Origin of the sequence: Frigoribacterium sp. RIT-PI-h (assembly GCF_001297205.1) — a bacterium.
Classification (GTDB): domain Bacteria; phylum Actinomycetota; class Actinomycetes; order Actinomycetales; family Microbacteriaceae; genus Frigoribacterium.
The window spans coordinates 11,472-30,767 of sequence record NZ_LHOZ01000019.1 but is presented as its reverse complement, the minus strand read 5'-3'; the positions used below and the strand labels follow the sequence as shown (position 1 = coordinate 30,767).

The window sequence follows — 19,296 nt, the reverse complement described above, 5'->3', positions numbered from 1 at the left end:
GGGGCGGGAGGCGCGGGCCGGGTCAGGCGCGCGGGTCACCGAACGCGGTGGGGCCGTCGTCGAACGAGGCCATGTCGATGGTACCGGGGCCGACCGCGCCGCCGGCCTCGCCGAGGGCGGCGTCCATGGCCGACCGCATCAGCGGCGCGAGCAGGCGGCCGGGCTCGGGCAGGCCCAGCTCGGTCAGCAGACCGACCGACTGGGCGACGATCGCGGCCGAGAACTCGGTGGCCGTCGCGATCGCCTCGGCGTAGCGGGCCCGGTCGGCCTCGGCGACGATGACCGGCTCGGCACCCATCTCGACGACGAGCGCCTGGCCGATCGGCTGCACGGGGGTCGGCGCGGTGACGGCGCACCAGGCGTCGCGCAGCCGGACGAGGTCGATGGTCGTGCCGGTGAAGGCGAGGGCCGGGTGGATCGCCAGCGGGATCGCCCCCGACGAGAGCGCGGGCCGCAGCACCTCGAGCCCGTGACGGGGCGACGTGTGCACGACGAGTTGGCCGGGCTGCCAGGTACCCGTCGCGGCGAGACCCTGCACGAGGTCGGCGAGCTGGTCGTCGGGCACCGCGAGCAGCACGAGCTCGCTGCGCTCGACGATCTCGGGCACGGTCAGCACGGGCACGCCGGGCAGGATCGCCTCGGCCCGGTCGCGGCTGCGCTCGGACACGGCCGAGATGCCGACGATCGCGTGGCCCGCCGCGGCGAGTGCCGCACCGAGCACGGGCCCGACGCGACCGGCACCGACGATGCCCACGCCGAGGCGGCCGCTGCGGCGGTCGGAGCCGCCCGGGGGCCGGCGGCGGTCGTCGCGCGGGTCGCGGGGGTCGGTCACGGGGTCTCCTCGCTCCAGCGGTGGGTGCGGTCGGCGTGGGCGGCGGCGACCGCCTCGCGGCCGGCGGTCGTGAAGAAGCCGAGGGCGTCGTCCTGGTCGAGAGCGCCGATCTCGGCCACGATCGGCCCCTGGACGGTGTGCAGGTGCACGGTCGCGAGCCGCAACCGCCGACGCAGCGGACCCTGCACGAGGCCGACGCTCTGCACCCGGGGCAGCGGCACGATGACGAGCTGTCGCCAGATCGCGCCCTTGCGCAGCAGCAGCGCGCCCGGCGCCGTGCGGAACCCGTTGCGGCGCCACGAGAACCAGCGCAGCACGGCGGCCCGCCGCGGCGACACGGTGAAGCCACCGTCGGTGCCGCTCGACCTCAGGCCGCCCTCGACGAGCGAGAGGGTGTGCTCGGTCGTCGCCTCGACCGCGTCGCGGACGGCAGGAGGCGCGGCCTCGCCGGTCGCGGAGGCGTCCGTCCTCGGGACCGTCGCGGAGACGATTGCCTCGGGGGTGACCGCCTCGGGGACGTCGGCCGACGCGGTCGACCCGGCCCGCGCCTCCTCGGTGGCGACGCCCACGGCGGCCACGCCGACCAGCTCGGGCAGGACGAGTTCGAGGACGCGGCGGACGTCGTCCTCGTCGCCGACCGGCAGGATCGTCGTGTTCTCCTGCCCGGCGGCGCCCTTGGTGCTCGAGCGCGAGGCGCGGTTGATCTTGACGTCCCACCAGCCGAACGGGCGCCAGAGCAGCGGTTGGCTGACCTTGACCGAGTGGATGCGGCCGGGCGGCAACGTCTCGTTCGAGGTCGAGAACAGGCCGTAGCCGATGCGGACCCCGTCGCGCGTGCCGGCGATCGTGTAGCGCAGCGACTTCGTGATGCGGTTGACGTAGAACCCGCCCGAGCCGAGCACGGCCGGCAGCAGCACGAAGAGCAGGAACCACTCGCCCGTCGTGACCACGCTGATCACGATCGCCACGACGGCGGCCAGCAGGAACAGCGTGTACCCGCTCAGGACGGTCGACCCGATCAGGCGGCCGGGCGAGAGGGCCACGACCGACTGCGGCGGCGCCTCGTCGGGGTCGAGCTCGGGCGCGAGGAACTCGTTCGCGCGCTGCTCGACGAGACCGCCGAAGCCCTGCCGGTGCGGGGCCGGGGCGTCGGGGTGCCCCGTGGTCGTGGGTCCGGCACCCGGGTCGGCCGGCGCCCCGGCGGCGCTCGTGGGCGGGGAGTGCGGCGGCGGCCCCCCGCCCGCCCGCCGCAGGATCTCGCGGCGCAGGTCGTCCGCCGACGCCGAGCGCAGGTAGGCGAGGTTGACGTTGGCGTCCTGCCCGGCCTGGTTGACCTCGAGCTTGGCGGCGCCGAAGACGCGGGCGAGCAGCGGGCGCTGGATGTTGATGCCCTGGATGCGGTCGAGCCGTGCCCGCCGGTTGGTGCGGAACACGATGCCGCTGCGCACCTCGACCACGTCGTCGCCGACCCGGAAGGTGTGCATGCGCCACGACAGCCAGAACCCGCCGACGAACAGGGCGATGACCACGACCACGGCCAACAGCAGCAGGCCCAGCCAGCCTTGGTCGACGACGTAGCCGAACGGGTCGCCCTCGTCGCCCCGCCGACCGCCGGGCACGAACAGCTCGACGACGTACTCGCGTGCGTTGTTGAACAGGATGACGAGCACCGCGGCCAGGGCGATGCCGCCCTTGAGCAGCGGGGTGGCCGGGTGCAGGCGGTGCCACTCGCCGTCGGGGAGGGCGGCGGCGGCCGGAGGCGCGGGCCGGGCCCCGCCCCCGGCCGCTCCGGTGCGGGGGTCGCTCACAGGCCGGCCCGCCGCGATTCGGCCAGCTCGACGAGGCGGTCGCGCAGCCGCTCGGCCTCGTCGGCGGGGACGCCCGGGATCGTCACGGCCGATGCCGCGGCCGCGGTGACGAACTTGAGGGCGCTGAGACCGAGCGCCCGGACGACCGGGCCCCGGTTGATGTCGATGAGCTGCATGCGCCCGTAGGGCACGGCCACGACCCGCAGGTACAGGATGCCCTTGCGCAGCAGGAGGCCGTCCTCTCGCAGCTGGTAGCCGATCGCCCGGACGCGACGGGGGGTCAGGGCGGCGACGACGATCGTCACGAGCACGACGGCGGCGGTGATCGCGTAGGTCCACCACTGGCCGATGAACCAGAGCGGGACGGTGGCGGCGGCCACGATCAGCCCGGTGACGACGTAGCCGACCAGCTCGGGCCAGACGTACCGGGGCGAGACGCGGGTCCACTGCGCGTCGGGGATGTCGAGTCGGTCCATGTCGGCGTCTCTTCCGGTCGGCGGCGGTGTCGTGCGGCAGCGATGTCGTGTCGCGGTCTTGCCATGCGGCTGTCTCGTCGTGCGACGGTCTCGTCGTGCGACGGCGGCGGGGCCGCGGGCGGTCAGACCGCTTGTGTCCCCGGGCCCTGGCCGTTCTCGTCGTCGGCGGGCGGGACGGGGCACATGCGTTCGGCGACGGTGCCGGCCACGAGCAGCCCCGCACCGCCGGCGACGGCGACGATCGCGGGCACGGGCGAGCCTACAGCGACCCCTACGCCCCGCGAGAGGACGAACAGCAGGACTCCCCCGGCGAACCCGCCGAACAGGGCGCCGGACAGGCTGCTCGCCTTGGCCAGCAGCAGCACGCGGGTGGCGTAGTAGGGGTCGACGCGCTCCTTGCTCGACCCGGTCGCGACGCGGTGCACGGGCACGGCCATCGAGACGACGACACCGCCGATGCCGAGCAGCACGAGGCCGAGGGCGACGGGCAGCACGATCGACGGCTGACGCAGGGCGACCAGCACCGAGTCGAGGACGAAGCCGGCGGCCACGGCCACGATGATCAGGCCGACCAGGGTGGAGGGGCGGGTGTGCTTCACGGGGCTCCTGGGCTGGGGTCGGTGGTCGGGTCCTGAGCGGTCCCGCGGTCGGACGGGGTCTCGGGCGCGGGGTCGAGCAGCGGGGTCGCCCCGGGCACGGGACGCGTGCGCTCGGTGAGCCGGGACGCCAGGTCGGCGACCCGCCCTGCTCCGGCGAGCCGCGCCTCCGGGTCCAGCTGGAGCCAGGGCTCGAGCACGAACGCCCGCTGGGCGGCACGGGGGTGCGGCACCTGCAGGCGCTCGGTGTCGATGCGCTCGTCGTCGAGGGCGACGACGTCGAGGTCGAGGGTCCGGTCGCCCCACCTCACGTCGCGGGTGCGCCCGTGCATGGCCTCGATCGCCTGCAGCGCGTCGAGCAGGGCGTCGTCGTCGAGCGTGACGTCGGCGAGCAGCACGGCGTTGAGGTAGGTCGGCTTGCCCGGATCGAGGCCTTCGGGCGTGACGGCGGTCGACGACACGGGGGCGGACGCGGCGACCACCGTGATGCCGGGCGTCGCGTCGACGGCCCGGACGGCCTCGCGAAGCAGGGTGTCGCGGTCGCCGAGGTTCGAGCCGAGGGCGATCACCGCACGGCGGACACCCGGCCCGCTCAGGCTCGCCCCGCTCACGCTCGCTCCCGGCTGATCGTGATCGACACGTCGCCGAACGGCACGGTGATCGGGGCCCCCGGCTTGTGCACGGTGACCTCGGTGGCGACGGTCGCTCGGTGTGCGAGCACGACGCCTGCGAGGCGCTCGGCGAGGGTCTCGATCAGGTCGACCGGGTCGCGCTCGACGGCGGCCACGATCTCTTCGGCCAGGACTCCGTAGTGCACGGTCTCGCCGAGGTCGTCGCCGGACGCCGCGGGCGTGGTGTCCAGGTGCACGACGACGTCGACGACGAACTCCTGACCGTCGCGGCGCTCGTGGTCGAAGACGCCGTGGTGGCCGGTCGCCCGCACGCCGCTGAGACGCAGCACGTCGAGGCCGCGGGCACGGAGAGCCGGCACGAGCTCGCCGACCGAACCAGGCTCGCCGACCGGCTCGTGCTCGTGCCCGGGCAGGCCGTCGGGCCCGGTCTCGACGCCGCTCACGCGTGCCTCGCCGGTCGTCGGGGAGCCGCGGCGGCCTCGGTCCACGCCTGCAGCACGTCGAGGGCCGCGCGGGTGCCGGCGACGTCGTGCACGCGCACGCCCCAGACGTCGGCCTGCGCCGCCAGCACGCTGATCACGGCGGTCGCGGGGGCGCGGTCGACGGGCGGCGCGCCCCCGGGCACGAGGTCGGCCAGGGACCGCCTGCGCGACGCGGCGACGAGCACGGGCAGGCCCAGGCGGCCGAGCACGTCGAGATGGGCGAGCAGCTGCCAGTTCTGCAGGGCGTCCTTCGAGAACCCGAGCCCCGGATCGAGCACGATCGTCGACGCGTCCACACCCCGGGCCACGAGGTCGTCGACCCGCGCGCCGAGTTCGTCGGCGACGGTGCCGACGACGTCGCCGTCGTAGTCCCGCGACGTGGCGGCGGGTGCGTGCCCCGATCCGTCGAGTCGACCGCGCCAGTGCATGACCACGAAGGTGCGTCCGCTCTCGGCGACGACCCGGGCCATGTCGACGTCGGCGAGACCGCCCGACACGTCGTTGACGATCTCGGCGCCGGCCTCGAGCGCGGCGGCGGCGGTCGACGCGTTCATGGTGTCGATGCTGACGCGCACCCCCTCGGACGCGAGTTCGCGCACGACCGGCAGCACGCGCCGCAGCTCGGCGGCCGGCCCGACGCGCGCGGCCCCGGGCCGGGGCGACTCTCCGCCGACGTCGACGACGTCGGCGCCCTGCGCCACGAGGACCCGGGCGTGGGCCAGGGCGGCGTCGACGTCGAGATGGCGCCCGCCGTCGCTGAACGAGTCGGGCGCGACGTTGAGCACGCCCATGACCGCCGGGCCCGGTCGTCGGGCGGCGGACCGGTCGCGCGAGCGTCGGAGGACCGGCCCAGGAGGCGCGGCGTGCGACCCCGGGCCGGTCGCGACCCGGTCACGCGCCGCGGGTGCCGCGTGCGAACCGCTGCGCTGCCGCTCGGGTCGTGGCCGGGCCTCGAGCACGGGGTCGGCGTCGTCGAACGACCGCTCGTGCAGCGGCCCCTCGAACCGGCCACCGGCCACCAGCCGACGACCCAAGCGGACCGCAGCGGCCGGTGCCTCGGCGGGGGGGCGGGGCGCGGAGGGCGGCGCCGGCGGGTGCGGGACGGGGGGCAAGTGGGCCGGCGGACGGACGGCTGCGGTCTCGTGCTGCGCCAGGACGAGTCGTCCCTGCGTGATCGGACCCGCGGCAAGCTCGGCGGCGGCCGCCCGGGCGGAGGCGGGTGGTGCGTCGACCACGACGTCGGCCGGGTACCGCTCACGACCGCGGGGCCGCTTCGACGGTGCGCCGCTTCCCTGTCGGGCCGCAGCGGCCGGGCGGCCGTCGTCATCGGAGGCGGCGGGGGTGCCGCTGGACGGGTCGGTCACGAAGCGGTACCTCCGTTCGGTGCTCGGGACGAGCCCTCAGGCTAGCGACCGGCTGCGCCTCGGCGCAGCCGGTCGGGGCCGATCGTGCGTCAGGCCGTGGCGATGCCGGGCGTCGTGCGGGGCGGACGCGTGCGGGCCGGCTTGGTCGTCGGCTCGGAGTCGACGCCCCCGTCGACGGCTTCGGCGTCGACGGGCGACTTCGTCGGCATGGGGATGGCCGGACGGTCCGACACCGGACGCTTGTCGCTCGAGAGCCACTGGGGACGCTCGGGGAGCTTGCGGACGTCCTTGAAGATCTCGGCGAGCTCGTCGTGGTCGAGGGTCTCTTTCTCGAGCAACTCGCGGGCGAGGAAGTCGAGCACGTCGCGGTTGTCGTTGATGACCTCCCACGCCTCGTCGTGCGCCTGCTCGAGCAGCACGCGCACCTCGGCGTCGACCGTCTCGGCGATGTTCTCGGAGTAGTCGCGCGAGCTGCCGTCGCGGCCCATCATCATCTCGCCCGACGCCTGGCCGAGCTTGACCGAACCGACCTTGTTGCTCATGCCGTACTCGGTGACCATCTTGCGGGCGGTCGCCGTGGCCTTCTCGATGTCGTTCGAGGCGCCGGTGGTCGGGTCGTGGAAGACGAGCTCTTCGGCGACACGGCCGCCCATGGCGTACGTGAGCTGGTCGAGCAGCTCGTTGCGGGTGACCGAGTACTTGTCTTCGAGAGGGAGGACCATCGTGTAGCCCAGGGCCCGACCGCGAGGCAGGATCGTGATCTTGGTCACGGGGTCGGTGTGGCGCATCGCCGCGGCGGCGAGGGCGTGACCACCCTCGTGGTACGCGGTGATGAGCTTCTCGTGGTCGTTCATGATGCGGCTGCGGCGCTGCGGGCCGGCCATGACGCGGTCGACCGCCTCGTCGAGGGCGCGGTTGTCGATCAGCTGCGCGTTCGAGCGCGCCGTCAGCAGGGCGGCCTCGTTGAGCACGTTGGCCAGGTCGGCACCGGTGAAGCCGGGCGTCTTGCGAGCCAGGACCTCGAGGTTGACCGAGGCGGCGAGGGGCTTGCCCTTGCCGTGCACCTCGAGGATCTGCTTGCGACCGTCGAGGCCGGGAGCGTCGACGCCGATCTGGCGGTCGAAGCGGCCGGGGCGCAGCAGGGCCGGGTCGAGCACGTCGGGACGGTTGGTCGCCGCGATCAGGATGACGTTGGTCTTGACGTCGAAGCCGTCCATCTCGACCAGCAGCTGGTTGAGGGTCTGCTCGCGCTCGTCGTTGCCGCCTCCGATGCCGGCGCCGCGGTGACGACCGACGGCGTCGATCTCGTCGACGAAGATGATCGCCGGGCTGTTCTGCTTCGCCTGTTCGAAGAGGTCGCGGACGCGGCTGGCGCCGACGCCGACGAACATCTCGACGAAGTCCGACCCCGAGATCGAGAAGAACGGGACGCCGGCCTCGCCGGCGACGGCGCGGGCGAGCAGGGTCTTTCCGGTGCCGGGAGGGCCGTAGAGCAGCACTCCCTTGGGGATGCGGGCGCCGACGGCCTGGAACTTGGCCGGCTCTTTCAGGAACTCTTTGATCTCTTCGAGCTCTTCGATCGCCTCGTCGGCACCGGCGACGTCGGTGAACATGACCTGCGGCGTCTCTTTCGAGGCCAGCTTGGCCTTGGACTTGCCGAACTGCATGACCTTGCTGCCGCCGCCCTGCATGGACGAGAGCAGGAACCAGAAGATGACGCCGATGATCAGGAACGGCAGCAGGATGCTGAGCAGCGACATGAACCAGCTGGTCTGCGTGACGGTGTCGTCGAAGTTCTCGAGGTTCGCGTCGTTGACGGCGTCGACGACCTCGGAGCCACGCGGCGTCGCGTAGTAGAACTGCTCGGCCTTGTCGCCGTCCTTCAGGACGAGGTCGACCCGCTGCTCGTTGCTGAAGATCGTCGCCGACTTGACCTTGTCGGTCTGGATCGCCTCGAGGCCCTTCTGGGTCGAGATCTGGGTCGTGCCCGCCCCGCTGATGAGGCTCCACCCGATGCCGATGCCGATGACCGCGATCACGATGTAGATGATCGGACCGCGGAAGAGTTTCTTGAAGTCCATGTCAGTACGGGCGACGCCCGACACCTTTCTGCAGGAAGAACGTGAGCAAAAGGGTACATCGGGGCTGCTATGCCCTGGATGGGTGTTCGCCGAGGGCTTGATCCGCCCCGTCGGGGAGCGGACCGCTAGCTGTAGACGTGCGGGGCCAGCACCCCGACACCGCGCAGGTTGCGGTACTTCTCGTCGTAGTCGAGGCCGTAGCCGATGACGAAGTCGTTGGGGATCTCGAAGCCGACGTACTTGACGTCGACGGCGACCTTGGCGGCGGCCGGCTTGCGGAAGAGCGCGAAGATCTCGACCGACGCCGCGCCGCGCTTCTGCAGGTTCTCGAGCAGCCACGACAGCGTCAGGCCCGAGTCGATGATGTCCTCGACGATGATGACGTCGCGGCCGTGCAGGTCGCTGTCGAGGTCTTTGAGGATGCGCACGACGCCCGACGACTTGGTGCCCGAGCCGTACGACGAGACGGCCATCCAGTCCATGGCCGAGGCCAGCTTGAGCTCGCGCGAGAAGTCGGCCATGACCATGACGGCGCCCTTGAGCACGCCCACCAGAAGCGGCTCGCGGCCGACGTAGTCGGCCTCGACCTGCCGAGCGACCTCGGCGATCTTGGCGTGGATCTGCTCTTCGGTGTAGAGCACGCTGGTCAGGTCGGCCTCGATGTCGCTGAGTTCCATGGTGGTGTCGTGCTCCTGGGGTCGTGGGGTGCCGAGGGGGATCTCAGGAGGCGCCGGTCGCCGAGAAGTGCAGCGCGCCTCCGGTGCGTTCCACTGTAATGCCCGGCAGCGACACCGCCCCCTGCCCGTGCCAGTCGGTGACCAGGCGCGCGACCTCCAGGGTCTGGACGCGGCTGAGCGAGACCCCGAACTCGCTCTGCACCGCGAGCCGGATGAGTCGCTGGCGCAGGGCCGCCGGGTTCGCGGCCAGCCCCCGGACGTCGAGCGAGATGCCCGCCTCGGCGTGGTCGGCCAGCTCTTCGGCCAGTTCGTCGGCGAAGTGGTCGAGGGCGGAGGAGTCCTCGCGCAGGGCGTCCGCCGTGCGCGCGAGCGCCTCGGTGATGCCCGGGCCCAGCTCGCGCTCGAGCATCGGCAGGACGGTCCGCCGAAGCCGCACCCGCGTGAAGGTCGGGTCGTCGTTGTGCGGATCGGCCCAGGCCTCGAGGCCGGCGTCGACGCACGCCGCCGCGGTGGTCGAGCGACCGACGGCCAACAGGGGGCGGGCGTAGAGGCCCGAGCGCGCCTCCATGCCGCTCAGGCTCGTCGCACCGCTGCCGCGGGTGAGGCCGAGCAGCACCGTCTCGGCCTGGTCGTCCCGGGTGTGGCCCAGCAGCACGGTGCGGGCGCCCTGCTCGGCGGCGACGGACGACAGCGCCTCGTAGCGGGCCGTGCGGGCCGCCGCCTCGGGGCCGCCCTCGGTGCCCACCGAGACCCGCACGACGACGACGGGGTCGAGCCCGAGGCCGCGCGCCTGGTCGGCCGCACGGGCCGCGACGGTGCGGGAGTCGCCCTGCAGGGCGTGGGCGACGACGCCCCCCCCGGCCCGCACCCCCGCCCGGGGCCCGGGGGGGGGGGGCCCCGCCGCCAGCGCGAGCGAGTCGGGCCCGCCGCTCAGGGCGACCAGCACCAGGTCGCCTTCGTCGTGACCGGACAAGGAGGCGCGCACGGCACGTCGGACGTCGGCCGTCGCAGGGGTCAGGCGGGGTCTGTCGGGCATCTTGTAACGTTAGCGACACCGCCGACCCGTCGGGTCGGACCCCCTACGACGCATCGCAAGGAGCACACCCATGGCCGCGTACGACGCCGTGATCGAGATCCCCAAAGGCAGCCGCAACAAGTACGAGGTCGACCACGAGACCGGTCGCGTCTACCTCGACCGCGTCCTGTTCACCGGGTTCGTCTACCCGACCGACTACGGCTTCTTCGAGAACACCCTGGGCCTCGACGGCGACCCCGTCGACGTGCTCGTGCTGCTCGACTACCCGCTCTTCCCGGGCGTGGGCGTCAAGGTGCGTCCGGTCGGCGTCTTCAACATGACCGACGACGGCGGCAGCGACGCCAAGGTCATCGCCGTCCCCGCGAAGGACCCACGCTGGGAGCACATCCAGGACGTCACCGACGTGCCCGAGTACCTCCGCAAAGAGATCGAGCACTTCTTCGAGCACTACAAGGACCTCGAGCCCGGCAAGTGGGTCAAGACCGAGGGCTGGGGCGACGCCGCCGAGGCCGAGGCCATCGTCGAGGCCGGCATCGCGAAGCTGGCCGACGAGGGACACTGACCTCCCGCACCACGGCATGACGAAGGGCCCGACACCACCTGGTGTCGGGCCCTTCGTCATGCCGCCGTCCGCGGACGGCGCCGCCTACAGGCGGATGCCGCGGTCGGCCATGAACGGCTGCGGGTTCTGCGCGACGCCGCCGACGCGGGTCTCGAAGTGCAGGTGGCAGCCGGTCGAGTTGCCGGTCGAGCCGACGTGACCGATCTGCTGGCCGGTGCCGACCGTCTGTCCGACGCTGACCATGATGCCGCCGTTCGGCTGGTGGCCGTACCCGGTCGTGAAGCCGTTGCCGTGGTCGATCAGCACGAAGTTGCCGTAGCCGCCGTACCAGCCGGCGTAGGTGACGACGCCCGCGGTCGCCGCGTAGATCGGCGAGTTGCAGCCCGCGGCGAGGTCGGTGCCCGCGTGCAGGATGTACGCGTGCGTCACCGGGTTGACGCGCATGCCGAAGCCACTCGAGATGTTGCCGCCGGCAGGACGCGTCCAGCCCTGGGGCGAGACGACCCCGAGGGCCGTGCCGTTGGTCGCCGCCGCTGCGGCGGCCGCGGCGGCGCGGGACTCCTCGACGCCCTTCTGGTACTCGGCCTCGGTGTGGTCGACGTTGGTCTTCAGGGTCTCGAGCTGGGCCTGGAGCCGAGCCTGGTTCTCCTGCTGCGCGGCGAGGGCGTCGCTCGCGGCCTGGGCGGCGTCGTTCGCGTCGGCCAGGGCCTGCTGCGCCGTGTCGGCCAGCACGGCGAGGGCGGCCTCGGCGACGGCGGCCTGGTCGCTCAGCCCCTGGGCGGTGTTGCGGTCCTGGGTGGCCTGCGCGTAGATGCCGTCGGCCTGCTCGGTGAGCTTGCTCATCGCGCCGAGCTTGTAGAGCAGCTGGCCGGCCTCACCCGGGTCGGCGATCAGGCTGCCGCTGACGCCGTTCGTGCCACCGGAGCGACCGAGCTGGGCGGCCAGCTGACCCGCACGCTCTTCGCTGGCAGCGGCCACCTTGTCAGCGGCGTCGGCTTGTGACTGCAGCTGCGTGGTCTTGTACTGCGCGTCGTCGTACGCGGACTGGGCCTTCTGCAGCTCGTCGCCGCGCTTCTCGGCCTCGGTGTTCTTGGCGTCGAGGTCCGCCTGCATCTGGGTGAGGATGCCCTCGAGGTTGGTGATCTCGGCCTGTTTCGCGGTCTCGTCGCCCCGGGCCTTCTGGACGTCCTCCCACGACGGGTAGGACGCGGCGGTGGCCGAGGACGCGGGCAGTCCGACGACACCCGCGGTGAGCAGCAGGGACGCGGCGGCGATCGAGACGACGACGCGGGCGAGTCGCGACGACGGCGCGAGGGGACCCGACGTGAGGCTCGCCAGGCGGGCTCGACCGGGTCGGCGGGTGGTGGTCATCGAGTGGGTCCGATTCGTCGTGACGGCGTCGAGTCCGTGGGGCCGGTGGTCGCCGTGCTGGACACGGTAACCCCGGCGGGCGGTCCCGTACAGCACCACGAGGCGGTGACGACGGGCGGGCCGACCCGGGGGCGGGCCCGAACTCTCAAGAACGACTTGAAACTAGCCTCCGCTCGGACGATCGCCGGGCAATCACCACGGAGTGGCGGGCGAGTCGCGTGACCGGAACGGGGGACGAGGAGGCGCGCGCGTCGATGCGTGTCGCCCCCGTTTTGCATTTGCCCGCGATCATCCGTATGCTCTGTGATCGGTTGCTATGACGTCCTCGGACACGGCCCCATCGTTTAGTGGCCTAGGACACCGCCCTTTCACGGCGGCAGCACGGGTTCGAATCCCGTTGGGGTCACCAGCACCACCGCAAGACCGTACCGAGGCACCACCTGCACCAATCACAACAGAACATCGAGTACGCTGTGTCACAGCAGCAAGTTTGGCCCTGTAGCGCAGTTGGTTAGCGCGCCGCCCTGTCACGGCGGAGGTCGCCGGTTCAAGTCCGGTCAGGGTCGCCAAGGCGAGTTCATCGCCTGGGGGCTTCGGGCCCTCACGGCTGGGTAGCTCAGTTGGTAGAGCGTTCGACTGAAAATCGAAAGGTCCACGGATCGATGCCGTGTCCAGCCACAGAAGGCCCCGCTCAGGCGGGGCCTGACTCGTTTAACGGCCTGGCCGCGAGTGGGCACCGCGGCGCAGCCGCAGGTCGGCACAGCGGGACGGCCGCGTGAGCATCGGCCACGACCCGGCGGTCGTCTCCCTCCGCAGCCGTTGGCTCGACCCGCTCGTCGCCGGCCTCGCGGCGCTGCTGCTCGGGGCCGCCTTCAGCTGGGTGCCCTCGTACTGGAGCGACGAGGCGACGACGCTGCAGGTGGCACGCCTACCCCTCGGTGAGTTGCTGGCCTTCGTCCACCAGCGCGATGCGGTGCACACGGTCTACTACCTCGTCATGCACTTCTGGGTCGGCGCCTTCGGTGAGGCCGAGGTGGCCACGAGGTTCCCGTCGGCCGTGTTCGTCGGTGCCGGGGCCGCCGGGGTGCTCGTCCTGACGCGCATGCTGACCACCCGGCGCACGGCCCTGCTGGCCGCCGCCCTCTTCGCGGTGCTGCCACGCTTCACGCTCGAGGCCGCCGAGGCCCGTCCCTACGCGCTCTCGGCCGCCCTGGCCGTCTGGGTGACCGTGCTGCTGCTCGTGGCCTCCCGGCGTCACCGCCGACGCTGGTGGATCGGGTACGGCGCGGTCCTCGCCGGGTCGATAGCGACCTTCGTCCCCCTCGGCCTGATCATCGTGGTGCACGGTGTCTTCCTGCTGCTGGCGCCGGCACAGCGCCGCCGCCGGGGAGCCCGCCACCGCCTCCTCGGCTGGTCCGTCTCGACGGGAGCCGCTCTGTTCGCGACCGCGCCGGTCATCGGGACGGTCCTCGCCGAGCGCTCGCGCCTCCTGGGGGTGGCCGACCCGTCCACCGGGGCCGACGTCACCTGGTGGACGGTCCTGGTCGAACCGTGGTTCGTCACGGGCCTGGCCTTCGCCGTCGTCTCGGCGGCCCTGCTCATCCTCCTCGGCACCCGCCTCCGCGACCGCTCGCGGACGCCGGGCAGCGTCGTGTTGCTCGGTGCGCTCTGGGTCGCGCTGCCCGCCGGGCTGCTGCTCGCGCTGGGGCTCGTCCTGTCGCCCGTGTACACGTCGAGACTGGTGACCTTCTCGGCACCGGGCATGTGCCTCCTGCTGGCGGTCGCCGTCACCGGCTTCCGGCGGCGCTGGATCAGCATCGCCCTCGTCGCCCTGCTGGTGGCGGCCTCGGTCCCGACCTACGTGCTGCAGCGGCTGCCGACCGGCAAGGGGGGCGGCAGCGACCTCTCCCAGCTCTCGAGCTACATCGAGAGCCAGGCCCGCCCGGGCGACGCGTTCCTGCTCGACGCGACCGGCACCGTGTCGACGCGACCCCGCCAGGCGATCTACGCCTACCCGGAGCGCTTCGCCGAGCTCGACGACGTCGCCTTCGTGCGGTCGGGGCTGCCGTCGGGCTCGTACTCGGACGTCACCCTGCGCCTCGACGACGAGGACGACGCCGTCGAGCTGGCCGACCGGCTGTCGTCGGTCGACCGCCTGTGGATCGCACGGCTCTCGGTCGACGTCCTCGGCGAGGCCGACCTGCGCCAGCTGCGCGACGAGGGGTACGTGATCCGACAGGAGCACCGCACCGGACGCAGCGTCGTCTACCTCTTCGCGCGACCGCCGGCCTGACGCTCAGCGCCGCAGCTCGAGGGTGCAGCACTTGACGCCGCCGCCGCCGAGCAGCAGCTCCGACAGGTCGACGCCGATCGGGTTGTAGCCCCGCTCGCGCAGCTGCCGCTCGAAGCCGGTCGCCCGGGCGGCGATGACGACGTTGTAACCGTCCGAGTACGAGTTGAGGCCGAGGATGGCCGCGTCCTCCTCGCTGACGAGGATCGCATCGGGGAATCGCTGCCGCAGGATCGCGAGCGAGGCGTCGTCGAAGGCGCTCTCGAGGTAAGCGATGGTGTGACGACCGTCCACCGGCTCGGGGTCGAGCACGGCGATGGCGGTGTCCAGGTGGTAGAAGCTCGGGTTCACCAGGGTGAGGCTGACCACCTCGCGCCCGAAGACGCGACCGATCTCGTCGTGCGAGCTCGAGTCGCTGCGGAAGCCCGTGCCGGCGAGGATGACGTCGCCGACCAGCAGGAAGTCGCCCTCGCCCTCGTTGGTCTCGGCGGGTTCGGCCACCTCGAAGCCGGCCGAGGCGAACCAGCGCATGTAGGCCGGGCCCTCGGCCTGGCGCTCGGGGTAGGTGAAGCGCGCACCGTACGCGACGCCGTCGAGGACGAAGCCGCCGTTGGCCGCGTAGACCATGTCCGGCAGGCCCTCTTCGGGGTCGATAAGCTCGACGTCGAATCCGAGGCCGACGTAGGTGTCGTAGAGGGTCTGCCACTGGGCCAGCGCCAACGAGGTGTCGGTCGGCTGGGTGGGGTCCATCCACGGGTTGATCTTGTAGCTGACGGTGAAGTGCTCCGGTCGGCACATCAAGATGGTGCGGTGGCTCGCCACGCGGGCGGCGTCCCGTCGGGCGGTCGCGTCGGGCAGGTCGGAGGGTTCGATCGTCAGGCTCACCGGATCAGTGTCACATCGCGGGCGCGCACGAGGCCGGGCTCTCACGCAATATTCTTGCGTATTTGTCAGCTTCGATGCAGTTTTTCCGCGTACGATGCCTGTGTGGACAATCTCGACTACGGCATCATCGACCTCCTGCGCCAGAACGCCCGCGCCGGGTACGGCGACATCGGCGCCTCGGTCGGCCTCAGTGCCTCGGCGGTCAAACGCCGCGTCGACCGCCTCGTCGCCGACGGGGTGATCAAGGGGTTCACCGTGCAGGTCGACCCAGCCGTCGACGGGCTCGGCACCGAGGCCTACGTCGAGCTGTTCTGCCGCGGCACCGTCTCGCCCCAAGAACTGCAGCGCATCCTCGGCACGGTGCCCGAGGTCGTCGACGCCGGCACGGTGACCGGCAGCGCCGACGCCATCGTCCACATGCGCAGCCGCGACATCCCGTCGCTCGAAGAAGCCCTCGAACGCGTGCGCAACGCCCCGAACGTCGACCACACGCGCGGCGCGATCGTCCTGTCGAAACTGATCAGCCGCCGCTCGGCCTGACGGCGGCCCGTCGGCGCCAGAGGCGCAGGTCGGCCAGCGCGGGGTCGAGGCGCCCGTACCGGTGCGCCGTGAGCGAGACGGACTGCTCGCGCACGAACGTCAGCAGTTCGATCCGCCCCTCTTCGGTCACCTCGCCGGAGAAGATCGTCACGTCGGGGCTGCCCTGGAGAGCCCGGGCCAGTGCGGCGGGGCCCCCGCCGACCCCCCGGATGCGCAGGCCGCGGTAGGCGGCCACCGCCTCGGGTGACGGGGCCGGCCTCGAGTCGTCGACCCGCCCCCCGTCGGTGGAAGCCCGCTCGCCCCCGGCGGCCTCGGCCAGCAGGTCGAGCACGTCCGGACCGGCGGCCCCGGCCGCGCCGCCCTGCAACGCCCCCGCGGCGGCCCGCGCGACGAACGCTTCGTCGCTCTCGACGACGTCGCGCACGCGCACCGGGGACGAGGAGGCGCGCCACAGGTGCACGAGACCCGCCGGCAACGGCACGGCCGAGCTGACGGCCAGGGTCGACCCCGCCCGCGCGCCGGCGGCGACGAGCCGGACGAGCGCCGACGGATCGGCCCCGGAGGAGAGCCGCACCGGGACCGGGTGCGGTCGGTAGCGCAGCACGTTGCGCTCGACCACGAGGCCGGTGACGTCACGGGCCAACCCGAACTCGGACTGCCAGGCGCGCTGATCGCTCTCGACGGCCGTGCGGAGCGAGTCGAACTGCTCGAACGACAAGGTGGGTCGGGCCGCGTCGACCAGGCGGGTGACCCCCTCGGAGACGTCGTGCAGGCGCAGCGAGGGGCGCGGGTCGGGGGGACGGGGGCGCCAGGCCCCCTGGCCGATCAGGGCGTTCGGGCCACCGGGCTTGAGGCCCCGACCGATCGCCCGGCGGCCCCCCCCGCCGGTGGGTCTGCGGCGCACCCGCGCACCCGTCGTCGGACCACCGACGACGAGGTCGCCCGCCCGCACGGTGTGCAGCCACTCGTCGATCTCGTCGACGTCGAGGGAGTGCAGACCCGCCACGTCGCCGCCGTTCTCGGCGTTCTGCACAGCGACCGCCTCGGCGAGGGTATCGACGGCGACGAGGCCGACGACGGGGACCCCGTGCGTGCTCGAGGCGAAGGCACCCCGGGGGTCGACACCGTCGCGCACGCCCGGCGAGCAGAGGGCCCCGGCCGCGTCGAGGGGACGCGGCTCGAGCAGCCACGACTCGCCGGGACCGAGCACGGTCAGGACGTCGAGCTCGGACCCGGCCGGGGTGGAGGGGAGCGGCCCCATCACGGTGGCGGCGTCGTCGGCCGGACCGACGACGACCGCCTCGAAGGCCTCGCGCAGCAGGCGGCGGAACGTCTCGCCGTGACCGACGGAACCGACGGCGAGCACGAGGTCGAGCGCACCGTGGCCGCGACCGGCGTGGTCGACGACGCTCGCGACGACGTCGGCGGCGGCGAGCTCGAGGTCGGCCGAGGGGGTGACGACGAGCGAGGTGACCCCCCGGGTCGGCACGGCGAGGTCGAGGTCGGGGTCGGGGCGCACGTCGCGGAGACCGACGGCCGTCTCGATCGGCGCGTGGGCGACGACCCGGTCGACCACGGGGTGCGTCAGCAGGGCCCGTTCGTGGTCGGGGTCGTCGGCGACGACCAGGGCCAGGAGCGAATCGGGGACGCCGACCGCCCAGAGCGCTTCCGCGACGACGGCGACCGCCCGCCGCCGGCCGGGGGGCAGGCGGACGACGACCGCGCTGCCGGCACCGAACGCCGCGAGCACCCCCTCGACCGTGCTGGCGACGGGTGTGACGAGGTCGGGCACGACGACCGTCAGCCGCGGGGGCCGGTGCTCGGCCGTCTCGACGGTCGCGAGGTCGCGGGTCAGGATCGCCAGTCGGTGGGCCGAGTCGACGGCCGCACCGACCTCGTGGTCGGCCTCGGACAGGGTCGAGCCGGACTCGCTGACGGACACCTCGACGAGGCGCGAGCGCCGCAGGGCGAGCTCGCGGCCCGCGAGGTCGAGCAGTTCGGCACGGGTCTCGGGATCTTGGCCACCCCAGGCCGCCCCGGCCGCGGAGGCGCGGGTCACCACCGCCTCGAGGGCTGCGTCGTCGAGGGCTCCGTCCCCGGAGGACGCGGCCCCGAGGGAGGGGGCAGCGTCGGCGGTCTCGACGCCGGCGACCGATCGACGGGCACGCCCGAGCACGCCCCGGGCCCACCGACGGTTGCCGTCGAGCGAGGGATCGGTGTCGGCCTCGGCCACGAAGTCGACGACGTGGTCGGGACCTTCGTCGAGCGGCCCGGACCGGTCTCGTCGCCGCCGGGGCGCGGAGGGGAGCTCGGGCACGGTCGCGACGGCCCGGTCGTGCCGACGAGCCTCGCGGGCGAACGCTGCCTCGTGGTCGGCGTCGAGCGTGCTCGAGAGGAATCCCTCGGGGTCGGCGAGCGCGTCCAGCCGGCCGACCAGGTGTCGCACCGCGGAGTCGAACTCGCCGGAGACGATCACCGGCGCCTGGAGGACGAGCGAACCGAGCTCGGAGCGGACGACCTCGGCGAGCCCGGGCGCGGACCCCAGCCACATCTCGACGTCGAGCAGGTGGTCGGTGCCGTGTCGACGGGCGACCGTGACGGCATGGGCCAGGTCGAAGACGTCGTGCCCGGCGAGTCCCACCCGGGCGACCGCGGCGTTCTCGGGCCTCAGGGCGAACTCGACCAGCCGGAGGTGGCTGGCGTCGGTCTCGTGCTTGGCCTCGAAGGTGACGACGGGCCAGTCGTGCAGGCGGGCGTCGACGATCTCGTCGCGGCGTGACCCGCCCTTCACCAGCCGGACCGAGATCGGGGCGCCGCCCCGGTCGACACGGTCCCGGGCCCAGTCGGTGAGCAGCCGCAGCGAGTCGAGCGCCTCGGGGACGTACGACTGGACGACGATGCCCGCCGTGACGGACTCGAGCCCGGGTCGGTCGAGCAGTCGCGTGAAGACGTCGATCGTCAGGTCGACGTCGGCGTGCCGGTCGACGCCGAGGGTGAGGAGGGTGCCCGTCGAGGCCGCGAGCTCGAGCAGGGGCCCGAGCCTCGACTCGGCCAGGTCGCCCGTCTCGTCGAAGGACCCGGGCGAGGTCGGACCGACGAGCTCACGGACGGTCGTCGTGACGCGCTCGACGTCGGGCCGCTCGACCAGGGCCCGGACCGCGGCGACGCGCCGCTCGGCCTGGGTCGGCCCCGACACCACGGGCCCCCAGGCGGTGAGGTCGAGCCGGACGCCGTCGCGCCGCAGACCCGCGAGGGCCTGCGGGGGCTTCTCGGGTGGCGCGTCGACGAGCAGGTGCCCGACCATGTGACGCAGCGTCCTCCGCGCGACCGGCATGATCGGCTTGGGCGCGAGCGGGCCGAAGCCCCCGCCGAACGAGATCGCCGCCCGCAGGTGCCAGGGCAGGAGGGCCGGCGTGCGTCGGCTGAGCGAGTCGAGTGCGGACGCGGCCGCCCGGTCGTCTTCGGGTCGGACGACGCGGTCGGCGAACTCCCGGGCGAAGTCGAGCCCCCGGGGGTCGCGCAGCACCTCGGTCAGACGGGCGGCCGGGCCCTGCACCGGGACGGCACGCGCGGCGTCCCACCAGCGGCGGGCTGTCTCGACGGTCTGCTGCGTGACTTCGTCGGCGTGCACATCGGACATGGGTCGAGGATATGCCGCACCACC

Annotated in this window: 16 protein-coding genes and 3 tRNA genes; 6 read left to right on the top strand and 13 right to left on the bottom strand. The window is 73.1% G+C overall.

Annotated features, from left to right (window positions below; genetic code table 11):
* Nucleotides 1–22: 22 nt before the first annotated feature.
* The 10 genes from AEQ27_RS01265 to tilS all read right to left on the bottom strand — a co-directional run bounded on the left by AEQ27_RS01265 (nucleotide 23) and on the right by tilS (nucleotide 9,984).
* The gene (locus AEQ27_RS01265) at nucleotides 23–832 is read right to left on the bottom strand and encodes a Rossmann-like and DUF2520 domain-containing protein (protein WP_054145027.1); all 810 of its coding nucleotides are present in this window, start codon (nucleotides 830–832) and stop codon (nucleotides 23–25) included.
* Complete coding sequence (locus AEQ27_RS01260; protein ID WP_054145026.1) at nucleotides 829–2,640, bottom strand: PH domain-containing protein; 1,812 nt, start codon at nucleotides 2,638–2,640, stop codon at nucleotides 829–831. Before AEQ27_RS01260 ends, AEQ27_RS01265 begins: the two co-directional genes overlap by 4 nt.
* Entirely contained in the window at nucleotides 2,637–3,116 is a 480-nt protein-coding gene (locus AEQ27_RS01255) for a PH domain-containing protein (RefSeq protein WP_054145025.1), read from the bottom strand. The genes AEQ27_RS01260 and AEQ27_RS01255 overlap by 4 nt, the downstream gene beginning before the upstream one ends.
* Nucleotides 3,117–3,238: 122 nt before the next feature.
* The gene (locus AEQ27_RS01250) at nucleotides 3,239–3,715 is read right to left on the bottom strand and encodes a DUF3180 family protein (protein ID WP_054145024.1); all 477 of its coding nucleotides are present in this window, start codon (nucleotides 3,713–3,715) and stop codon (nucleotides 3,239–3,241) included.
* Nucleotides 3,712–4,323, bottom strand: a complete 612-nt coding sequence (folK, locus tag AEQ27_RS01245) for a 2-amino-4-hydroxy-6-hydroxymethyldihydropteridine diphosphokinase (protein ID WP_082383131.1) — start codon at nucleotides 4,321–4,323, stop codon at nucleotides 3,712–3,714. Before folK ends, AEQ27_RS01250 begins: the two co-directional genes overlap by 4 nt.
* Complete coding sequence (folB, locus tag AEQ27_RS01240) at nucleotides 4,320–4,787, bottom strand: dihydroneopterin aldolase (RefSeq protein ID WP_235450936.1); 468 nt, start codon at nucleotides 4,785–4,787, stop codon at nucleotides 4,320–4,322. The genes folK and folB overlap by 4 nt, the downstream gene beginning before the upstream one ends.
* Complete coding sequence (gene folP, locus AEQ27_RS18640) at nucleotides 4,784–6,190, bottom strand: dihydropteroate synthase (protein WP_369813572.1); 1,407 nt, start codon at nucleotides 6,188–6,190, stop codon at nucleotides 4,784–4,786. The genes folB and folP overlap by 4 nt, the downstream gene beginning before the upstream one ends.
* Nucleotides 6,191–6,279: 89 nt before the next feature.
* Nucleotides 6,280–8,271 carry an ATP-dependent zinc metalloprotease FtsH gene (gene ftsH / locus AEQ27_RS01230; RefSeq protein ID WP_054145023.1) on the bottom strand — a complete coding sequence of 664 codons (1,992 nt, stop codon included), beginning with the start codon at nucleotides 8,269–8,271 and terminating at the stop codon, nucleotides 6,280–6,282.
* A 125-nt stretch (nucleotides 8,272–8,396) separates the two neighbouring features.
* Complete coding sequence (gene hpt, locus AEQ27_RS01225) at nucleotides 8,397–8,948, bottom strand: hypoxanthine phosphoribosyltransferase (protein ID WP_043593236.1); 552 nt, start codon at nucleotides 8,946–8,948, stop codon at nucleotides 8,397–8,399.
* A 43-nt stretch (nucleotides 8,949–8,991) separates the two neighbouring features.
* Nucleotides 8,992–9,984: a tRNA lysidine(34) synthetase TilS gene (tilS, locus tag AEQ27_RS01220; RefSeq protein ID WP_054145022.1), complete on the bottom strand. Its 993-nt coding sequence runs from the start codon at nucleotides 9,982–9,984 to the stop codon at nucleotides 8,992–8,994.
* A gap of 70 nt (nucleotides 9,985–10,054) precedes the next feature.
* Here tilS and ppa point away from each other — a divergent pair, with 70 nt between their 5' ends.
* A complete protein-coding gene (gene ppa / locus AEQ27_RS01215; RefSeq protein ID WP_054145021.1) occupies nucleotides 10,055–10,546 on the top strand; it encodes an inorganic diphosphatase in 492 nt (163 codons plus the stop codon).
* A gap of 84 nt (nucleotides 10,547–10,630) precedes the next feature.
* Here ppa and AEQ27_RS01210 read toward each other — a convergent pair whose 3' ends face one another.
* A complete protein-coding gene (locus tag AEQ27_RS01210; protein ID WP_054145031.1) occupies nucleotides 10,631–11,917 on the bottom strand; it encodes a M23 family metallopeptidase in 1,287 nt (428 codons plus the stop codon).
* 333 nt (nucleotides 11,918–12,250) lie between these two features.
* Between AEQ27_RS01210 and AEQ27_RS01205 the strand changes: the two genes are divergently transcribed.
* From AEQ27_RS01205 to AEQ27_RS01190, 4 genes are all read left to right on the top strand, one after another.
* Nucleotides 12,251–12,326 (top strand) — tRNA-Glu (locus AEQ27_RS01205).
* Nucleotides 12,327–12,409: 83 nt separating this feature from the next.
* A tRNA-Asp gene (locus AEQ27_RS01200) sits at nucleotides 12,410–12,486 on the top strand.
* A 36-nt stretch (nucleotides 12,487–12,522) separates the two neighbouring features.
* Nucleotides 12,523–12,595, top strand: a tRNA-Phe gene (locus tag AEQ27_RS01195).
* A gap of 97 nt (nucleotides 12,596–12,692) precedes the next feature.
* Entirely contained in the window at nucleotides 12,693–14,210 is a 1,518-nt protein-coding gene (locus tag AEQ27_RS01190; RefSeq protein WP_054145020.1) for a glycosyltransferase family 39 protein, read from the top strand.
* A 3-nt stretch (nucleotides 14,211–14,213) separates the two neighbouring features.
* Here the strand turns inward: AEQ27_RS01190 and ddaH are convergent, their stop codons facing one another.
* Nucleotides 14,214–15,092 (bottom strand): dimethylargininase, encoded by an 879-nt coding sequence (gene ddaH, locus AEQ27_RS01185; RefSeq protein ID WP_342212040.1) that lies wholly within the window; start codon nucleotides 15,090–15,092, stop codon nucleotides 14,214–14,216.
* A gap of 102 nt (nucleotides 15,093–15,194) precedes the next feature.
* Here ddaH and AEQ27_RS01180 point away from each other — a divergent pair, with 102 nt between their 5' ends.
* Nucleotides 15,195–15,632 (top strand): Lrp/AsnC family transcriptional regulator, encoded by a 438-nt coding sequence (locus tag AEQ27_RS01180; RefSeq protein ID WP_054145019.1) that lies wholly within the window; start codon nucleotides 15,195–15,197, stop codon nucleotides 15,630–15,632.
* Here AEQ27_RS01180 and AEQ27_RS01175 read toward each other — a convergent pair.
* Nucleotides 15,613–19,272: a proline dehydrogenase family protein gene (locus AEQ27_RS01175; protein WP_054145018.1), complete on the bottom strand. Its 3,660-nt coding sequence runs from the start codon at nucleotides 19,270–19,272 to the stop codon at nucleotides 15,613–15,615. The genes AEQ27_RS01180 and AEQ27_RS01175 overlap by 20 nt on opposite strands.
* Nucleotides 19,273–19,296: the final 24 nt, after the last annotated feature.

Excerpts from the sequence above, each read along its gene's own strand:
- AEQ27_RS01255 (WP_054145025.1), bottom strand. The coding sequence starts at position 3,116 with ATGGACCGACTCGACATCCCCGACGCGCAGTGGACCCGCGTCTCGCCC.
- ftsH (WP_054145023.1), bottom strand. The coding sequence starts at position 8,271 with ATGGACTTCAAGAAACTCTTCCGCGGTCCGATCATCTACATCGTGATC.
- hpt (WP_043593236.1), bottom strand. The coding sequence starts at position 8,948 with ATGGAACTCAGCGACATCGAGGCCGACCTGACCAGCGTGCTCTACACC.
- tilS (WP_054145022.1), bottom strand. The coding sequence starts at position 9,984 with ATGCCCGACAGACCCCGCCTGACCCCTGCGACGGCCGACGTCCGACGT.
- ppa (WP_054145021.1), top strand. The coding sequence starts at position 10,055 with ATGGCCGCGTACGACGCCGTGATCGAGATCCCCAAAGGCAGCCGCAAC.
- AEQ27_RS01210 (WP_054145031.1), bottom strand. The coding sequence starts at position 11,917 with ATGACCACCACCCGCCGACCCGGTCGAGCCCGCCTGGCGAGCCTCACG.
- AEQ27_RS01175 (WP_054145018.1), bottom strand. The coding sequence starts at position 19,272 with ATGTCCGATGTGCACGCCGACGAAGTCACGCAGCAGACCGTCGAGACA.